The organism is Nocardia sp. NPDC002869 (assembly GCF_046764065.1).
GTDB lineage: Bacteria > Actinomycetota > Actinomycetes > Mycobacteriales > Mycobacteriaceae > Nocardia > Nocardia rhamnosiphila.
Window position 1 is genome coordinate 1 of sequence record NZ_JBKOOL010000136.1, and the last position, 15,741, is coordinate 15,741.

15 protein-coding genes and 1 pseudogene are annotated in these 15,741 nt (G+C 66.6%); 9 read left to right on the forward strand and 7 right to left on the reverse strand.

Features of this window, described 5'->3' with window-relative positions:
* Window positions 1-199 precede the first annotated feature (199 nt).
* Window positions 200-940 (reverse strand): lysophospholipid acyltransferase family protein, encoded by a 741-nt coding sequence (locus tag ACLML9_RS21690; protein ID WP_411947250.1) that lies wholly within the window; start codon window positions 938-940, stop codon window positions 200-202.
* Between the two features lie 68 nt (window positions 941-1,008).
* Window positions 1,009-1,779, reverse strand: a complete 771-nt coding sequence (locus ACLML9_RS21695; RefSeq protein WP_411947251.1) for a lysophospholipid acyltransferase family protein — start codon at window positions 1,777-1,779, stop codon at window positions 1,009-1,011.
* Between the two features lie 140 nt (window positions 1,780-1,919).
* Between ACLML9_RS21695 and ACLML9_RS21700 the strand changes: the two genes are divergently transcribed.
* The 8 genes and pseudogenes from ACLML9_RS21700 to hemC all read left to right on the forward strand — a co-directional run bounded on the left by ACLML9_RS21700 (window position 1,920) and on the right by hemC (window position 8,371).
* Window positions 1,920-2,855: a hypothetical protein gene (locus ACLML9_RS21700; protein ID WP_411947252.1), complete on the forward strand. Its 936-nt coding sequence runs from the start codon at window positions 1,920-1,922 to the stop codon at window positions 2,853-2,855.
* A gap of 44 nt (window positions 2,856-2,899) precedes the next feature.
* On the forward strand, window positions 2,900-4,477 hold the full coding sequence (locus ACLML9_RS21705; RefSeq protein ID WP_411947253.1) for a Rieske 2Fe-2S domain-containing protein: 1,578 nt from the start codon (window positions 2,900-2,902) through the stop codon (window positions 4,475-4,477).
* A 13-nt stretch (window positions 4,478-4,490) separates the two neighbouring features.
* Window positions 4,491-4,982 carry a GNAT family N-acetyltransferase gene (locus tag ACLML9_RS21710; RefSeq protein ID WP_411947254.1) on the forward strand — a complete coding sequence of 164 codons (492 nt, stop codon included), beginning with the start codon at window positions 4,491-4,493 and terminating at the stop codon, window positions 4,980-4,982.
* A gap of 145 nt (window positions 4,983-5,127) precedes the next feature.
* The gene (locus tag ACLML9_RS21715) at window positions 5,128-6,231 is read left to right on the forward strand and encodes a helix-turn-helix domain-containing protein (RefSeq protein ID WP_411947255.1); all 1,104 of its coding nucleotides are present in this window, start codon (window positions 5,128-5,130) and stop codon (window positions 6,229-6,231) included.
* Window positions 6,231-6,422 (forward strand): DUF397 domain-containing protein, encoded by a 192-nt coding sequence (locus ACLML9_RS21720; RefSeq protein WP_411947256.1) that lies wholly within the window; start codon window positions 6,231-6,233, stop codon window positions 6,420-6,422. Before ACLML9_RS21715 ends, ACLML9_RS21720 begins: the two co-directional genes overlap by 1 nt.
* Before the next feature lie 492 nt (window positions 6,423-6,914).
* Entirely contained in the window at window positions 6,915-7,103 is a 189-nt protein-coding gene (locus ACLML9_RS21725; RefSeq protein ID WP_411947257.1) for a type II toxin-antitoxin system Phd/YefM family antitoxin, read from the forward strand.
* A pseudogene (locus ACLML9_RS21730) lies at window positions 7,100-7,353 on the forward strand (Txe/YoeB family addiction module toxin). The gene ACLML9_RS21725 and the pseudogene ACLML9_RS21730 overlap by 4 nt, the downstream one beginning before the upstream one ends.
* Window positions 7,354-7,444: 91 nt before the next feature.
* Window positions 7,445-8,371: a hydroxymethylbilane synthase gene (gene hemC, locus ACLML9_RS21735; protein ID WP_411947258.1), complete on the forward strand. Its 927-nt coding sequence runs from the start codon at window positions 7,445-7,447 to the stop codon at window positions 8,369-8,371.
* Between the two features lie 71 nt (window positions 8,372-8,442).
* Here the strand turns inward: hemC and ACLML9_RS21740 are convergent, their stop codons facing one another.
* The 5 genes from ACLML9_RS21740 to ACLML9_RS21760 are packed head-to-tail and all read right to left on the reverse strand — an operon-like array spanning window position 8,443 to window position 14,704.
* The gene (locus tag ACLML9_RS21740; protein WP_411947259.1) at window positions 8,443-9,141 is read right to left on the reverse strand and encodes a hypothetical protein; all 699 of its coding nucleotides are present in this window, start codon (window positions 9,139-9,141) and stop codon (window positions 8,443-8,445) included.
* Window positions 9,138-10,811, reverse strand: coding sequence for an ABC transporter family substrate-binding protein (locus ACLML9_RS21745; protein WP_411947260.1), 1,674 nt, complete (start codon window positions 10,809-10,811; stop codon window positions 9,138-9,140). Before ACLML9_RS21745 ends, ACLML9_RS21740 begins: the two co-directional genes overlap by 4 nt.
* Window positions 10,812-10,854: 43 nt before the next feature.
* On the reverse strand, window positions 10,855-12,762 hold the full coding sequence (locus ACLML9_RS21750) for a dipeptide ABC transporter ATP-binding protein (RefSeq protein ID WP_411947261.1): 1,908 nt from the start codon (window positions 12,760-12,762) through the stop codon (window positions 10,855-10,857).
* Entirely contained in the window at window positions 12,759-13,730 is a 972-nt protein-coding gene (locus tag ACLML9_RS21755) for an ABC transporter permease (RefSeq protein WP_411947262.1), read from the reverse strand. The genes ACLML9_RS21750 and ACLML9_RS21755 overlap by 4 nt, the downstream gene beginning before the upstream one ends.
* Window positions 13,727-14,704 (reverse strand): ABC transporter permease, encoded by a 978-nt coding sequence (locus ACLML9_RS21760; RefSeq protein WP_411947263.1) that lies wholly within the window; start codon window positions 14,702-14,704, stop codon window positions 13,727-13,729. Before ACLML9_RS21760 ends, ACLML9_RS21755 begins: the two co-directional genes overlap by 4 nt.
* A gap of 131 nt (window positions 14,705-14,835) precedes the next feature.
* Here ACLML9_RS21760 and ACLML9_RS21765 point away from each other — a divergent pair, with 131 nt between their 5' ends.
* The gene (locus ACLML9_RS21765; protein ID WP_411947264.1) at window positions 14,836-15,684 is read left to right on the forward strand and encodes an HAD family hydrolase; all 849 of its coding nucleotides are present in this window, start codon (window positions 14,836-14,838) and stop codon (window positions 15,682-15,684) included.
* Window positions 15,685-15,741: the final 57 nt, after the last annotated feature.

Sequence of the window (15,741 nt, forward strand, 5' to 3'; positions counted from 1 at the left end):
CCGACGCTCGCGGTTTCGCGCGTGGGCGTTTCACGGCGAATCCGGGCGGCAAGGGGCTCAATTGTGTCGTTGCTGCGGCGCGCCTGGGCATCGACAACCAAGACGTACCGCGGGACAGTCTTGACCCCGGCCGCAGACCTGGGCGGGTATCCGAATTGCCCGGTGGTCTCGGGCCCCGCTTCCGGGAGTACGCCGGAACCTACGGCCGCTGGATCCGCCGCCGGGCGTATTCCTCGGCTTCCAGGACCGCGGCCTGCTCCAGCGTCGGGGCACTACCGCCCAACCGGGCCGGGACCCACGGCTGTCCGGCGGGCATCGGGTACCCCTCCTGTGCCGCCGTGAGGAGTTCGCTCATCCGGCCGCGTAGCGCGGTGGTCACCTCGTCGACCGAACCCGCGGCGACCAGTGGTTCGCCGATGCGGATGTGGACCGGGAAATTGTGCCGGCCCAGTTGTTTCGGGAAACCTTTGGTCCAGATGCGGTGTGCTCCCCAGATGGTGAGCGGAACGATCGGGGCCCCCGACTGCAGCGCCATGCGGGCCGCACCGGATTTGAATTCCTTCAATTCGAAACTGCGGCTGATGGTGGCTTCCGGGTAGACCACGACCAGCTCACCGTCGCGTAGCGCCTCCACCGCCCGGCCGAACGATTCCGCGCCGGCTGTCCGGTCGACGCCGATCGCTTTGCAATGCTTCATGAGAAATCCGACGATGCCGTGTTCGAGCTCGGCTTTCATCATGTACCGCACATTGCGGCCCGACCGGCGTCCCACTACCCCGACCTCCATGAAATCCAGGTAGGAGGTGTGGTTCACCGCAAGCACCGCGCCCCCGGTGCGCGGCATGTTCTCCTGGCCGCGGATATCGAGGCGCACCCCCTGTGCGAAGAGGATGGTGTGCGCCAGCCCGGCCAGCACATCGAAAACCGGCTCCCGCGCCATCGCAACTCCTGCTCACTACCTGCGGGTTACCCGCTGCTCGGCACCTACCCGCCCATGGTGGGTATACGTTACGCGTCGGTGTCGTCCCGGCCGGTGAGTTCGGCCCGTCTCCGGGCGATCCGTTCCGCGACCTCGGCGGCGTCCATCGCATCGGCTTCTTCCAGGGTAGGCGCGCCGCCCCCGAGCCGGGCCGGAACCCAATAGGCACCGGGTTCGTGGGCGTAGTTCTCCTGCAGGCCGCGCAAGAGTTCCTGCATGGCGGTCTTCAGTTCGGTGGTGAGTTCGGACGCCGGTTCATAGGGCTGGATCGGTGTGCCGACGGCGATGGAGATGGGGGTGTTGCTGCGGCCCAGCCGTTTCGGATGCCCTTTCGTCCAGATCCGCTGGGCGCCCCAGATGGTGATCGGGATGATCGGTACGCCGGCCTCGATCGCCATCCGGGCGGCGCCGGATTTCAGGTCCTTGATCTCGAAACTGCGGCTGATGGTGGCTTCGGGGTATACGCCGACCAGTTCGCCGCGCCGCAGATAGTCCACCGCGGCCTTGTACGAGTCGGCGCCCGCGGCCCGGTCCACCGGAATATGTTTGAGAGCTCGCATGATCGGCCCGGCGATCTTGTTGTCGAAGACCTCGCTCTTGGCCATGAAGCGGATGTAGCGTTTGGGGGTGCGTACCGGCAGACCCGCATAGGTGAAATCCATGTACCCGGTGTGGTTGACCGCGAGCACCGCGCCCCCGGCCACGGGAATGTTCTCATCGCCGGTGATGGTGAACTTCAGGCCCTCGAGAAAGAAGACGGTCCGGGCCAGCCCGATGATCGTCCGGTAGACGGGTTCCACAAGTCCGCTAGCGTAGTCGCTGTCATGATGACCGGCAGCGACCGGTCCGCCGCGCGCGCCCCGCCCCGCCGGATCCCGGGCCCGCCGTGGTGCGGTCGAACCCCGATGTCTCGACCGAACCGCTATGTACCGCAGGAAAGGTGATCGTCGAAGTGGAACGCGCCCGTCCCGTACCGTTGCGCCGAATCGGCCGTGAGACCGCGCGACGCGCCCGCGTTCGCGCTGTCGCCGTGGGGCTCGCGGTATCCGGAGTGCTGCTGGGCACCGGATGCGATTCGGTATCCGGAATCCCGGGCGACGATTCCGGCAGCCCGCCGGTGCAGGCGTCCGAGGGCGACGCGCCGAGCACCGAGCTGCAGGCCACGTCCGCGGGCGCGCCGCCGTCGGTTCCCGCGCTGCCACCGGTCCCCGCCGACGCGCCCGCGGTCGGCGCGGTCCCCGGGGTGCCCGACGCCGCCCCCGCGCTGCAACGGTTCGCCGCCGACCTGCGGTCGGCGGATATCGCGACCCTGCAGAGCACGTGCTGGACCATTCCGCCGCTCACCGTGCAGACCATGTACACCGACCGTGATGCCGTGCTCAGCGCGCTCGCCCAGCCGGGTACCGCGGTGGACGGCATGCTCACCTGGACCGACGGAGTCACCACGGTCACCGTGGACGAGCGCCGGGTAGCCGCCGGGTATGCCTGCGGCCGGGTGTCCGAGGCGGGTGTGGAACCGGTCTACGACGCCGCCGACGCCCGGCACACCGTGCGCCGCTACCTGGCCCGCTCGGCCGGGCAGCCGCTGGACCCCGCCGACCTGGAGGACCGGTACCCGCTGGTCTGCGCGGCGAGCCCGGCCACCTGGGATCCGGAGTCCACCGGCGCGCCCGTAGCCGCGCCGCTCGCCGAGAATCCCGGTACGCTCGGCTCGATCACCGGATTCACCGATCAGCAGATCAGTTCCCAGCCGCTCACGACCGGATATATGGCCGTCGCGGTGCCGGTGACGAATGAGTCCGGAATCACGCAGAACCGGACATTTCTACTCGAACAGGGTGATGACGGCTACTGCATCGGGGACATTTCGTCCTGAAGCACTACCCTGGAGGGCCGTAAACGGTCAGGAGGAGCGAGCTCGTGCAGATCACCAGCGTCGGACATGCGGGATTCCATATCCGGACCGCGGCCGGTACGATCCTATGCGATCCCTGGGTGAACCCCGCGTACTTCGGATCCTGGTTCCCTTTCCCGGACAACACCCAGCTCGACTGGGAGGAACTGGGTAACTGCGATTTCCTCTATGTGTCGCATCTGCACCGCGACCATTTCGACGCCGCGCATCTGGCCGAGTACGTGAACAAGGACGCGACCGTTCTGCTGCCCGACTACCCTGTTCCGGATCTGCGCCGTGAGCTGGAGAAACTGGGCTTCCACAAATTCTTCGAGACCGAGGATTCGGTCAAACACAAGATCAACGGGTCGATGGGGATCGGCGGCGGCGACCCGGCCGCCGAACTGGAGATCATGATCGTCGCGCTGCGCGCCCCCGCGGACGGCCCGATCGGTGATTCCGGGCTGATCGTCTCCGACGGCGAAACCACCTGTTTCAATATGAACGACGCGCGGCCGGTCGATATGGACGTGCTGCACGAGGCGTTCGGCACGATCGATATTCATCTGCTGCAGTACTCGGGCGCCATCTGGTATCCGATGGTCTACGACATCCCGGCCCGGACGAAATCGAATTTCGGTAAACAGAAGCGGCAGCGCGGAATGGACCGGGCCCGCAGCTATATCGAGCAGGTCGGCGCCACCTGGGTGGTCCCGTCTGCCGGACCGCCGGTTTTCCTCGACGACGAACTGCGCTATCTCAACGACGACCACGGTGACGAGGGCAATATCTTCCCCGACCAGATGGTCTTCCTCGAGCAGATGCGCGAGCACGGGCACGACCGCGGCGTGCTGATGGTGCCCGGTTCGGTGGTCGAGGTGCACGGTGCCGGACTCGAACTGGATCACCCCTACGATCCCGACACCATCTGGACCGACAAGGCCGCTTACATCGAGAAGATGGCGCAGCGGCTGGCGCCGGTGCTGGTGGCGGAGAAGAAGACCTGGGCGCCCGCCGAGGGCGAACCCCTGCTGGAACCGCTGAAGGCGCTGTTCGAGCCGATCATGGCGCAGAGCGATCTCATCTGCGACGGTATCGGTTACCCGGTCGGGCTCGTGATCGGCGAGGAGACCGTGGTCCTGGACTTCCCGACGCGGGCCGTCCGTGCGCCGCTGGAGGGCGAGGGTAAATACCGTTACGGCTTCCGGATCGCGCCCGAACTGGTGCGCACCGTGCTGCGTGACAACGAACCCGACTGGGTGAACACCATTTTCCTGTCCACTCGTTTCCAGGCGTGGCGGATCGGTGGCTACAACGAATACCTCTACACCTTCTTCAAATGCCTCACCGATGAGCGGATCGCCTACGCGGACGGCTGGTTCTCCGAAGCGCACGACGATTCGGCCTCGGTGGAGGTGGCGGGTTGGGAGATCCAGCGCCGCTGCCCGCATCTGAAGGCGGACCTGTCGAAATTCGGTGTGGTGGACGGCAACACGCTGACCTGCAACCTGCACGGCTGGCAGTGGGATCTGGAGTCGGGTCGCTGTAAGACCTCCAAGGGACACGAACTGCGCTCCCGGAAGCTGTCCGAACCGGCCGGGTAGCACGGTGCGGTCGGTGGATATCCGGCCCAGAATCCTCGACGATCTACCGTCCTGCGTGGCAGCGCTGCGCCGCGTGCACGAGACGGACGGCTACCCGGCGGCCTGGCCTGCGGACCCGGCCGGCTGGTTGAACCCGGCGAAGCTGATCGACGCGCGGATCGCCGCGGCCGGGCACACCGTGGCCGGCCATATCGGTATCGGTGAGAGTGCGCTTCCACCGGCGGTTCGTGCCGCTGTTGGCGGCAATGTCGCGCCCATCTCGGTGATCCGCTTGTTCGTCGTGTCGTCGAGCCGACGGTGCGGCACCGGTCGCGCTCTGCTCGAGGCGGCGGTGGAGATGGCCCGGCTGCGCGGCCGCCGGGCGGTACTCGATGTGGAAGACGGCGCCGCCGCCGCTATCTCATTGTACGAACGGGCGGGCTGGCACCGAGTGCACAGCGGCCCGGGGGATTGGACGAGATCCGACGGTCGAGAAGCGTTCCTGCATTACTACCTCAGTCCGTGACCTTCTCGGATTCGCCCGGCCGGCTCGAGGCGAGCGCGGTGGCCGAGCGGCTCTAGACCAGCCCTGCGGGCCCTCGGGTGGGCACGGTCGGCCGAGGTACGAAAGACCGTCGATCGCAACACCTCTGACGAGAATCGGGGGTACTGTGAGCGCGCCCGGCCCGGTGGATTATCAGGGGCACCGGACGGGGAAGCGGGGGCTTGCGGCGGCTTCCCCATACCGGGCGCGTACCCAGCACAGCATCGAGTTTGGGTGCTGTGCCAGGCGCGATCGAGAAACCATCCGAATCACCACGGTGTTTTTTATCCCCGGCTGTGCTTTTTTCGAGGATGAGAATGCCTGGTCCCCTTCGAACGGAGATAGGCGAATGGCCGAGTTCGCTGGATCGACGCTGCCCCGGCGGCAGCTGGGTAAACACCTGCGCAACGGGCGGGAAGCGTTAGGGCTGACGCTGGCCGATGTGGGCGCGCTGATGCAGTGGAGTATCAGCACGGTCCAGCGGCTGGAGGTCGGCAGGACCGAACGAATCCGGTTGGCGGATGTGGAGGCATTGTGCCGGATCTACGAGTTCAGCGACGAATTCACCGAGGTGCTCAAGGGTCTGGCTCGGCAGGCAGCCGGGCAGAGCTGGTGGCACGAGTACGGGGATCTCATCCCCGAACATTTCGACGTATTCGTGGATCTCGAGTCGAGTGCGCAGCGGCTCCGAACTTACGAGCCGGAGATCATTCCGGGCCTCGTACAGACACCCGCGTACATGTATGCCCTGATGCGGGCCGCATATCCGGATGACAGCCCGGCCGAGCTCGAGCGCCGAGTCGCACTGCGCCACGCGCGGCAGAAGAGAATTACCCGCAGGGCCAAGCCGATGGTCGTCGACATCGTGCTCCGTGAGGCGGCGCTGCGAACGGTTGTGGGCAGCAGAAGAGTCATGGCCGCACAGCTTCGCCATCTGGCCGACTTGAGTACCCGGGACAACATCGCTGTCCGAGTCCTGCCGTTCTCGGCGGGCTTTCCGCTCGGAGTGGCGATCGGCCCGTTCGTCATCCTCGAACCGGGAGACACCGGGAGGCGGGGGAGGCCGGATCCTACGGTCGTGTACATCGAAAGCTTCACCGGTGACCTCTATCTGGAGAAGGAGTCCGCTGTCCGCCGGTATGCTGAAGCCAATCGGACTCTCCTCAACGCAGCACTGGACATGGTGCAGAGCAGGGATATGTTGAGGCGTTTGGCAAAGGAGTACCTCTAGTGATGACAGATCTTTCCGGCGCCGAATGGTTCAAGAGCAGTTTCAGTGGCGCGGACAAGAACTGCGTCGAGGTCGCGCTCCTCGCGGACGGTGCGGTTGGCATCCGTGACTCCAAGAACCCCGCCGGACCGGCCCTGGTGGTCGATCCGGCGGCGTGGGATTCCTTTCTCGCTGCCGTCGCCCGGGGCTGACCCGGATACCACCGCACTCTCATACCGGGCCACCGACCCAGCAGGGATGTTGTAACGATCGGCGGGCGTCGAGTCGGGATCCGAATAATGTTGCAGCAGTGTCAGGAGTCGGTGGTGACTACGGTCTGAGCAGCGCGGCCGGTATTACCGCAATGCCGTCGGGCCTGCGGTAGGCGTAACTTCCGGTGGTGATCACAGCCGCGGTCCAGCTCCTCGTCGAAGACCCGTCGTCGATGGTCGCTCACCATCCTCCACTACCTCTCGACGGATTCCTGGGCTGCCATTTGTCACGTGGTAGGTGGCATACCCGCCTGCGGTTCTGCGGGCGGCAAGGTTGTGCCTACCGGGATTGCTCGACCACTTGCCCCATAAACCGGTACCACTCAATGGCGATACAGGGAAGGGAAACCGGCCGATGACCAGCATGTCCGTCAGCGAGGCGCGGGCCAACCTGTACCCGCTCATCGAACAGGTGACGACGACGCCATCGCCGTGCATATCACCAGTCGCAAAGGCAACGCCGTCCTGATCTCCGAGGACGAGTACAACTCCCTTCGCGAGACCCTCTACCTGATGCGTTCTCCCGCCAACGCCGCGCGCCTCGCGCAAGGTATCGCCCAGCTGGAGGCCGGTGATTCTGTTGAAGTGGACTTGGCGAAGCTCGCCGAAAAGCTCGAATGAAAGTCACCTTCGCGAAGGTCGCATTCGAAGACCTCGGCCGCTGGATCTCCGCCGATCGAAAAATAGCGTTGCGGGTCATGCGTTTGATCGACGATATCGATCGTGACCCGTTCACCGGGCTGGGCGAACCCGAGCCGTTGAAGGGCGATAAGTCCGGGTACTGGCTCGCCGAATCAACGACGAGCACCGTCTCGTCTATGCCGTCTCCGGAGACAACATTCTGATTGCCCAGGCCCGCTACCTCTACTGACCTTCGTCTGGTCGTGACCAGGGTCACTCCCACCCCGAAGCGCGTACTACCGCCCCTCGAGGGCGAATTCCGGCGGCGGTAGAGTCACGCCATGGCCTCGCGCATTATCCGGGTCGCGACCCGGGCCAGTCCTATGGCAGTAGCCCAAGCCGAGCAGGTTGCGACCGGTCTATCCGAGTTCGGTGTCGACACCGAACTGGTGAAAGTGACCTCCGCCGGCGACCGCTGGATGGGTGATCTGGCGCAGCTCGGCGGCAAGGGGGCTTTCGTCAAGGAGATCGACGACGCGTTGCTGGAGGACCGGGCCGATCTCGCTGTGCATTGCCTGAAGGATATTCCCGGCGATATCCCGATCCCGGAAGGTATCGCGTTCGCCGGTTTCCCGGAGCGCGACGATGTGCGCGACGCGATCATCACCAAGGACGGCCGCCCGCTCGCCGAACAACCGCCGGGGACGGTGGTCGGGACCAGTTCGGTGCGCCGGGCGGCGCAGTTGCGCCTGCACTATCCGGGGCTGGTGATGAAACCGCTGCGCGGGAATATGAACACCCGGCTGGAGCGGCTGGAGGACGGCTACTGCGATGTGCTGATCGCCGCCGTCGCCGGGATGCATCGCATCGGCCGGCAGGACCGGATCACCGAGATCCTGCCGCTCGAGGTCATGTGCCCGCCGATCGGCGCGGGCGTGCTCACGCTCGCCTGCCGCGCCGACGATGACGAGGTCCGCGAACTCACCGGCCGTCTCGACCATGCCGAAACCCGACGCGTCGCCGACGCCGAACGCGCCATGCTGCACGCCCTGCAGGGGCACTGCAATTCCCCGATCGCCGGGGTCTGCGTGATCGAACCCACCGGTCGGCTGTCGTTGCGCGGCAAGGTGTTCGATCTCGAGGGCACCCGGTGGCTGGATTCGCAGCACTGGGGTGTCCCGGAGGATCCGCAGGCTCTCGGTTTCTTCGTCGGCTCCGATCTGCTCCGCCAGGGTGCCCGCGCGATCATCGATTCCATCCCGCACTGAGTTCGCGCGCTTGCGGGCGGTCGGCCCCCGATGAGGTGGTGACCGAGTCGGGCGTATCTCGTGTACGGTGTTCAGCTCGGGTCCGAGCCGCGGATGGCGCCGAGCCAGGTCCCGGTCGCGGCCGCCACACACATGGCGGCAATGAACGCCCCGGTCCCGCCACCCATCACATACAGCCACAACAGGGCGACGAACGGGGCGGCGACCGCCGGCTGGGCGTCCAACAGTAATCGGCGGGTGGTCTTCGTGGTGGTGGCCGCCCGGGTCTCCGCTTCCGGGTCCACTCGCGTCGGATTGTCGACCAGGCGACCGGCCGGTTCGGTCTCCCGGGCCCGGCCGGCCGGGAGTACCCGGAACTCGCGTGGTCCCCCGGGCAGCTCGGGGCCGCCGGACTCGGGCCGCAGCACGATCTGCCGCTCGCCGAGCAGGGCCGTGCCGCCGGTGAAACCGATCAGCTCCGGTGTGAAGTACACCGGCAGCCAGCGCTCGTCCTCGCCGTCACGCAACTCCAGCCAGGAACGGCTGACCAGCTGATATTCCTGTCTCACCCGCCGCGCCGTCACTGTCGTGGCGCTCTCGGCTCGGTAGCCGACCACCCCCAGCGCCACCGCGACCCGGTACCCGCTGTATCCCACGATGCCCGCGCCGGCCACCGCCAGCGCGCTGAGCTGGTCCGGATCGGCGAACGGCGCCCACGCGGTGAGTACCGCGAGGGCGCCGATGGTCACGCACAGTGGATAGGCCAGCGGATGGCCTATCCGGGAGCTCACTTCAGGAAACCGATTTTCGTGTAGTCCAGGGAAGCCAGTCCCGCGGCGCCGTAGTTGGCGAGGTTGTCGCGGACCCCGACGTTTCCGGCCGACTGCACCAGCGGGATCGAATGACCCTCGGCCCAGACCGCCTGGTCGACCTGATTGGCCAGCTCGATGGCCTTCTGCGGGTCCAGTTCGGTCAGCGTCTTCTCGATGAGCTCGTTCAGCTCGGGCGACCCGATGCGGCCGTAGTTACCCTGCAGATTTTCGGGGTAGTAGCCCCAGATCTGCGGGATGCTGCTCAGCGGGAACGCGTCACCCATCCACACCCACTGGCCGACATCGAAATTGCCGGGCTGGATGTTGTCGGTGAAGAAACCACTGCCGGGTTTGGTCTCGATGGCGAGTTCGATCCCCACCTGTCGCAGGTTCTGCTGGATGATCTGCGCGACCTGCACCCAGGTCTTGTCGTTGTACATGACGTCGCGGATCACCAGTTTGCGGCCGTCCTTCTCCCGGACGTCCCCGTTCAGCGTCCAGCCCAGGGCGTCGAGTTCCTGCCTGGCGGCCTCGGGATCGAAGGGCAGGCTGTTGTCCTGATAGCCCTTCTGGCCCTGGATGAAGATGTGGTTGTTCAGCGGCTGCGGGTCGTTCACCAGGCCGTTCTGCATGGCCTTGGCGATACCGGCGCGGTCGATGGCCTTGATGACGGCGACCCGCAGTTTCGGGTCCTCCAGCAGCGAGCCCGGGGCGCCGTTGAAGGTCAGATGCGACCAGCTGTTACCGGGAGCGCGCCGGATCGCCACACCGGGCGTATTGCGGGCGGTCTGCATATCGTCGCGGGTGGCCAGGCCGATGGCGTCGATCTCGTTGTTGGCCAGCGCCGGCACCATCGCTTCGCTCGACAGCACGCTGTAGGTGATGGTGTCGAGTTTCGGTGTAGCGCCCCACCATTTCGGATTGCGGCCCAGCACGATCCGGCCCTGGCCGCGGTCGGTGGACTGGACGACGAACGGACCCGAGGTCTTTCCGGGGGCGTTGCGCCAGGCCTCGTTGAACGCGTCCGGTGTGGCCGTGGCTTCCTTCGGCAGCAGCATGGAGTTCCCGGCGAACTGACCGGCCCAGTCGGCATAGTGGCTCTTGAAGGTGATGATCGCCTGGCGGTCGTCGGTACCGCGTTCGACCTTCTCGATCCGGTCGAATCCGTTGGTGTTGCCGATGAGGAACTTCGGATCCTTGCCGCTCATGGCGTTGGCCTGGGAAGCGATGTCCTCCCAGGTGATGGGGGACCCGTCGGACCACACCGCCTTGGGATTGATGGTGTAGGTGACCTGCTGCGGCTCGGTATTGGTCAGCTCGACGCCGGTGAAGAAGTCGGTGTTGACCGAGATGGCACCGGCCGCGTCGGTGGTGAACGCGCGCGGCAGCATCGGGCGCATGATGCTCGCGGATTCGCCGTCGCTGTCGATCTGCATCGGGTTCCAGGTCTCCGGGAAGGAGGTGGCGGCCAGCCGCAGATTCCCGCCGTCACGCAGTTCGCTCACATCGTGCGGGTTGATGTCGTTGACCGTGCCCAGTTCGGCGACCGCGCCCTCGGGCGCCCCGGAGTCGTTCGCTCCACAACCGGCCGCGAGCAGGGCTACGGTGCACAGCGGCACCGCGAGCCTCCGCAATGATCGAATCCTCATGGCCGTTCATCCTTCCTGCCGGTGGGTCCGGAGAACACGTCCGTCAACCCTCTACCACGGGTACGGGCACGGCATCGATCAGTGATCGTGTGTATTCGTGTCCCGGATCGCCGAAGATCTGTTCCGCCGGCCCCGCTTCGACGATCTTGCCCCGATACATCACCGCGATATCGTGGGCCAGATTGCGCACCACCGAGAGGTCGTGGGAGACGAAGAGGTAGGAGAGCCCGCGTTCGGCCTGCAGGTCGCGCAGCAGATTGAGCACGCCCGCCTGGATCGAGACATCCAGTGACGACACCGGCTCGTCGAGCACCAGCAGTTCGGGGTCCAGGGCCAGCGCCCGGGCGATGCAGATGCGCTGTTTCTGGCCGCCGGAGAAATCACCCGGATAGCGGTCGGCGTGTTCGGGCCGCAGGCCCACCTGCCGCAGCAGATCCGGTACGCGCCGGGTGATCTCGGATTTCGGCCGCTTCGCGATGCGCATCGGCTGGGAGACGATATCGGAAACCGGGAGCCGCGGATCCAGTGAGGCCGTGGGATCCTGGAAGACGATCTGCAGTTTGCGGCGCAGTTCACCACGTTGCGCGGTGCTGAGGGTGGCGGTATCGCGGCCCATGATCTCGATGGTCCCGGCCTGCGGTTTCACCATGTCCAGGATCTGGGTGAGGGTGGTGGATTTACCCGACCCGGATTCACCGACCAGGGCCAGGGTGCGTCCGGCGCGGACCTCGAAACTGATCCCGTCCACGGCGCGGACCTCGCCTTTGCGGCGGCGCAGGATCACCCCGGAGGTGATGGGGAAGGTTTTGACCAGATCCGTCACTTTCAGCACCGGCTGCGGATCGGTCGCGGGAAGCGCCGCCGGCTCGCCGATCTCGCGGCGATAGGCGTCGAACAGCGCCGCCGAATCGACCTCGTCCGTACGGACGCACGCCGCGCGATGGCCCGGAACGGTCTCGGCCAGCGGCGGTTCCGCGGCGCGGCAGTCCTCGACCGCGACCGGGCAGCGCGGCGCGAACGAACATCCCCGCGGCAGCGCGTGCATCGCCGGAGGCGCGCCGACGATCGGGATCAGCGGGGCCCGGGGCGGCCCGTCCATCCGCGGGATCGAGCCGAGCAACCCCACGGTGTAGGGCATCCGGGGACTTCGGAAAACCTGCGCGGTGGTCGCGGTTTCCACGATCCGGCCCGCGTACATCACGGCCACGCGATCGGCGAGGGTGGCCGCGATACCCATATCGTGGGTGATCATGACGACGCCCGCGCCGGTGATATCGCGCGCTTTGCGCAGCAGGTTCAGGATCTGCTTCTGCACCGTCACATCGAGTGCGGTGGTCGGTTCGTCGCAGATGATGAGCGCCGGATCGTTGGCGATCGCCATGGCGATGACCACCCGCTGGCGCATACCGCCGGAGAATTCGTGCGGGAAGGCCTTCGCGCGCAGTTCCGGGTCGGGGATACCGACCAGATCGAGTAGTTCGACCGCGCGTTTCGCCGCCTCGGCCTTGCTCATATTCCCGTGCGCGAGTAGAGCTTCGGCGACCTGATCGCCCACCCGGTACACCGGGGTGAGCGCCGAGAGCGGGTCCTGGAACACCATGCTCACCGCGCTACCGCGCAGTTTCGACAGTTCCCGGTCGCCGAGGCCGAGCAGCTCCCGTCCGCGTAACCGGATCGAGCCGGTGACCCGGGCCTGTTCGGGCAGCAGACCCATCACGGCGAGGGAGGACACCGATTTCCCGGATCCGGATTCGCCGACGATCGCCAGGACCTCGCCGTCGGCGACCGTGTAGTCCACCCCGCGGACCGCGTCGACGCGGCCTTCTTCGCTGGGGAACGAGACGCGCAGATCCGATACCTCCAGCAGGGGCGCGCGGCCCTGGCCCGAGCCGGATGCACCGGGTACGGCCCGGTCCGCTGCCGATTGCACCGTCGTGGTCTCTCCGGTCATGTCCCCGCTTCCTCCGCCTGCCGGGACTTCTCCGCCGCCTTGCGCGCCTTCCGCGACGGCCGGGACCGGGCGCGTTTCGCGCCGGGGTCGAAGGCGTCGCGCAGGCCGTCGCCGACGAGGTTCGCGCAGAGCACGGTGATGATCAGCAGACCGCCCGCGAAGAGGAACAGCCACGGATAGGTCATGGCGGAACTGGTGCCGTTCGCGATCAGCGTGCCCAGCGACACATCCGGCGGCTGTACCCCGAAACCGAGGAAGCTGAGCCCGGTCTCGGCCATGATCGAGGCGCCGACGGTGAGCGTGGTGTCGATGATCAGGATCGAGGCGATGTTCGGCACGATATGGGTGAGGATGATCGTCCGGGTCGGCGCGCCCATATAGCGGGCGGCCCGGACGAATTCGCGTTCGCGCAGGCTCATGGTCAGGCCGCGCACGATCCGCGCGCTGATCATCCAGCCGAACACACTGAGCAGGATGATCAGCAGCACGATCGAACCGCTGCCCTTGGTACGCGGCGCGAACAGGGCCACGATGATGAAACTCGGCACCACCAGCAGCAGGTCGACCACCCACATGATGGTCCGGTCGGTCCAGCCACCCAGCAGTCCGGCCACCGCGCCGGTGACGGCGGCGATGGTGGTGGAGAACACGGCCACGCACAAGCCGATGATGAGCGACTTCTGTAGCCCGCGCAGGGTCTGGGCGAGTACATCCTGGCCGATCTCGGTGGTACCGAAAGGATGCTGTGGGCTGGGCGGTTGGAGCAGGGCGGTGTAGTCGATGTCCTGATAGTCGTAGGGCAGCAACGATGGCAGTACGAAACTGGCCAGGAACATCAGGATCAGCACCGCGGTACCGACCAGCGCGGGTTTGTTGCGCAGGAAGCGGCGCAGGATGAGTTTGCGCCGGCCGGAAGCGACCGGTTCGGGTGCGCCCTGGACCAGGATCTCGGTTTCGTTGATGCTCATCCCACACGCACCCGGGGGTCGAGAATCGCGTAGACGATATCGGAGAGCAGACCCGACACCAGGACCACCAGCCCGGCGAACGCGGTCACCGTGGCGACCACGTAGATGTCCTGGGCGTTGATGGAATCGACCAGCCATTCCCCGACGCCGTGCCAGCCGAAGATCTTCTCGGTGAAGGTGGCGCCGGTGATCAGCCCGCCGAAGCTGTAGGCGAACAGCGTGGCCATCGGGATGAGTGCGGTCCGCAGCCCGTGTTTGTAGAGGGCCCGGTTGCGGGTGAGGCCTTTGGCCCGGGCGGTTCGGATGAAATCGCTCTGCAGGACATCGAGCATGGCATTGCGCTGGTAGCGGCTGTATCCGGCCATCCCACCCAGGGCCAGGGCCAGGGTGGGCAGCACCAGATGTTGCAGGCGGTCGACCAGCTGGGCGCCGAACCCCTCGATAGTGGTCGCCGACGTTTCGCCGGTGTAGAGGAAGATCTGCGTCCCGGTGGCCGAGTTGATCTCGAGCGCACCGAATTTCAGCAGCGTCGCCAGCAGGAACACTGGGGTCGACAGGATCAGCAGGGATACGACGGTCGTGAAATAGTCACTGAATCGGTACTGGCGGATCGCGCCGGCCGCACCGATGAGCACGCCCAGGACCGTGCCGATGATCGAACCGAGGATGAGCAACCGCAGACTGACCCCGACCCGGCGGCCGAGTTCCTCGCTCACCGGTTGCCCGCCGAGCGTCTCGCCGAAATCGCCGTGCACCGCACCCGTCACCCAGGTGACGTAGCGCTGCGGAATCGGCTCGTTCAGATGTAGTTCCTCGGCCTTGGCGTCGATCACCGACTGCGGCGGTCGCGGATTGCGCTGTTCCAGGCTGTCCAGCGGCCGGAAGGTCAGCGAAGCGAGGCTGAAGGTGAGAAAGGACGCCAAGAGCAGCAGCACGACGTAATTGAGCGCCCGTCGTAGCAGAAAGCCGGCCATCGTTCCCCTCGATATCAGGTGTAGCCCCTGATCATAGGGAGCGATCCCCGGGCATGCGCGACGGACGGCCTGCTGCGTGTTCGCCCCGCGAACGGGTACGCCCGCCGGTGCGCCGCGGCCGACCCAGCAGAATGGAACGGGTGAGTGCAACGCGGCAGACCCGACCGGAACTGGTGGCCTCCGATGTGGACGGCACCCTGATCGATCCCTATGAGCGGGTTACGGCGCGGACCCGGGCCGCGGTGGCGGCACTGGTCGCGGACGGAGTGCCGTTCGTGCTGGCCACCGGCCGTCCGCCGCGCTGGATCGCCCCGGTGGTGGCCGGGCTCGGGTTCGCGCCGCTGTGTGTATGCGGTAACGGCGCCGTGCTCTACGACGCCGGGACCGACAAGGTGCTCGGGGCGTCGGTGCTGGATGTGGAAACCCTGGCCTGGGTCGCCGATATCGCGGAGAAGGTGCTGCCCGGATGCGGGCTGGCGGCCGAACGGATCGGCGCCAGCGCGCACGACGCGGCCACTCCGCAATTCGTCAGCTCACCGCAGTACGAGCACGCCTGGCTGAATCCCGACGACACCGCCGTAGCCCGCGACGAGGTCATCGACACCCCGGCGATCAAGATGCTGATCCGGCTACCCGGCGCCCGTAGCGGCGATATGGCGGTGACGCTGGCCGCCCATATCGGCGACCGCGCCGATATCACCTACTCCACCGAACACGGCCTGATCGAGATCTCCGCGCCCGGGGTCAGCAAGGCATCGGGGCTGCGGACCCTGGGCGAGCGGCTCGGAGTCGATCCCGCGGATATGGTCGCCTTCGGCGATATGCCCAACGACATCCCGATGCTGCGCATGGTCGGGCTGGGGGTCGCGATGGGGCACGCCCATCCGGAGGCGCTCGCGGCCGCCGACGAGATCACCGGGACCAACAGTGAGGACGGTGTCGCGCAGGTCCTCGAACGCTGGTGGCCGGGGGAAGGGTAGCCGCGGGGCCGACGGATCACCCGGGAACAGACGACCGCGCCGGATCGTGCGGGGCAC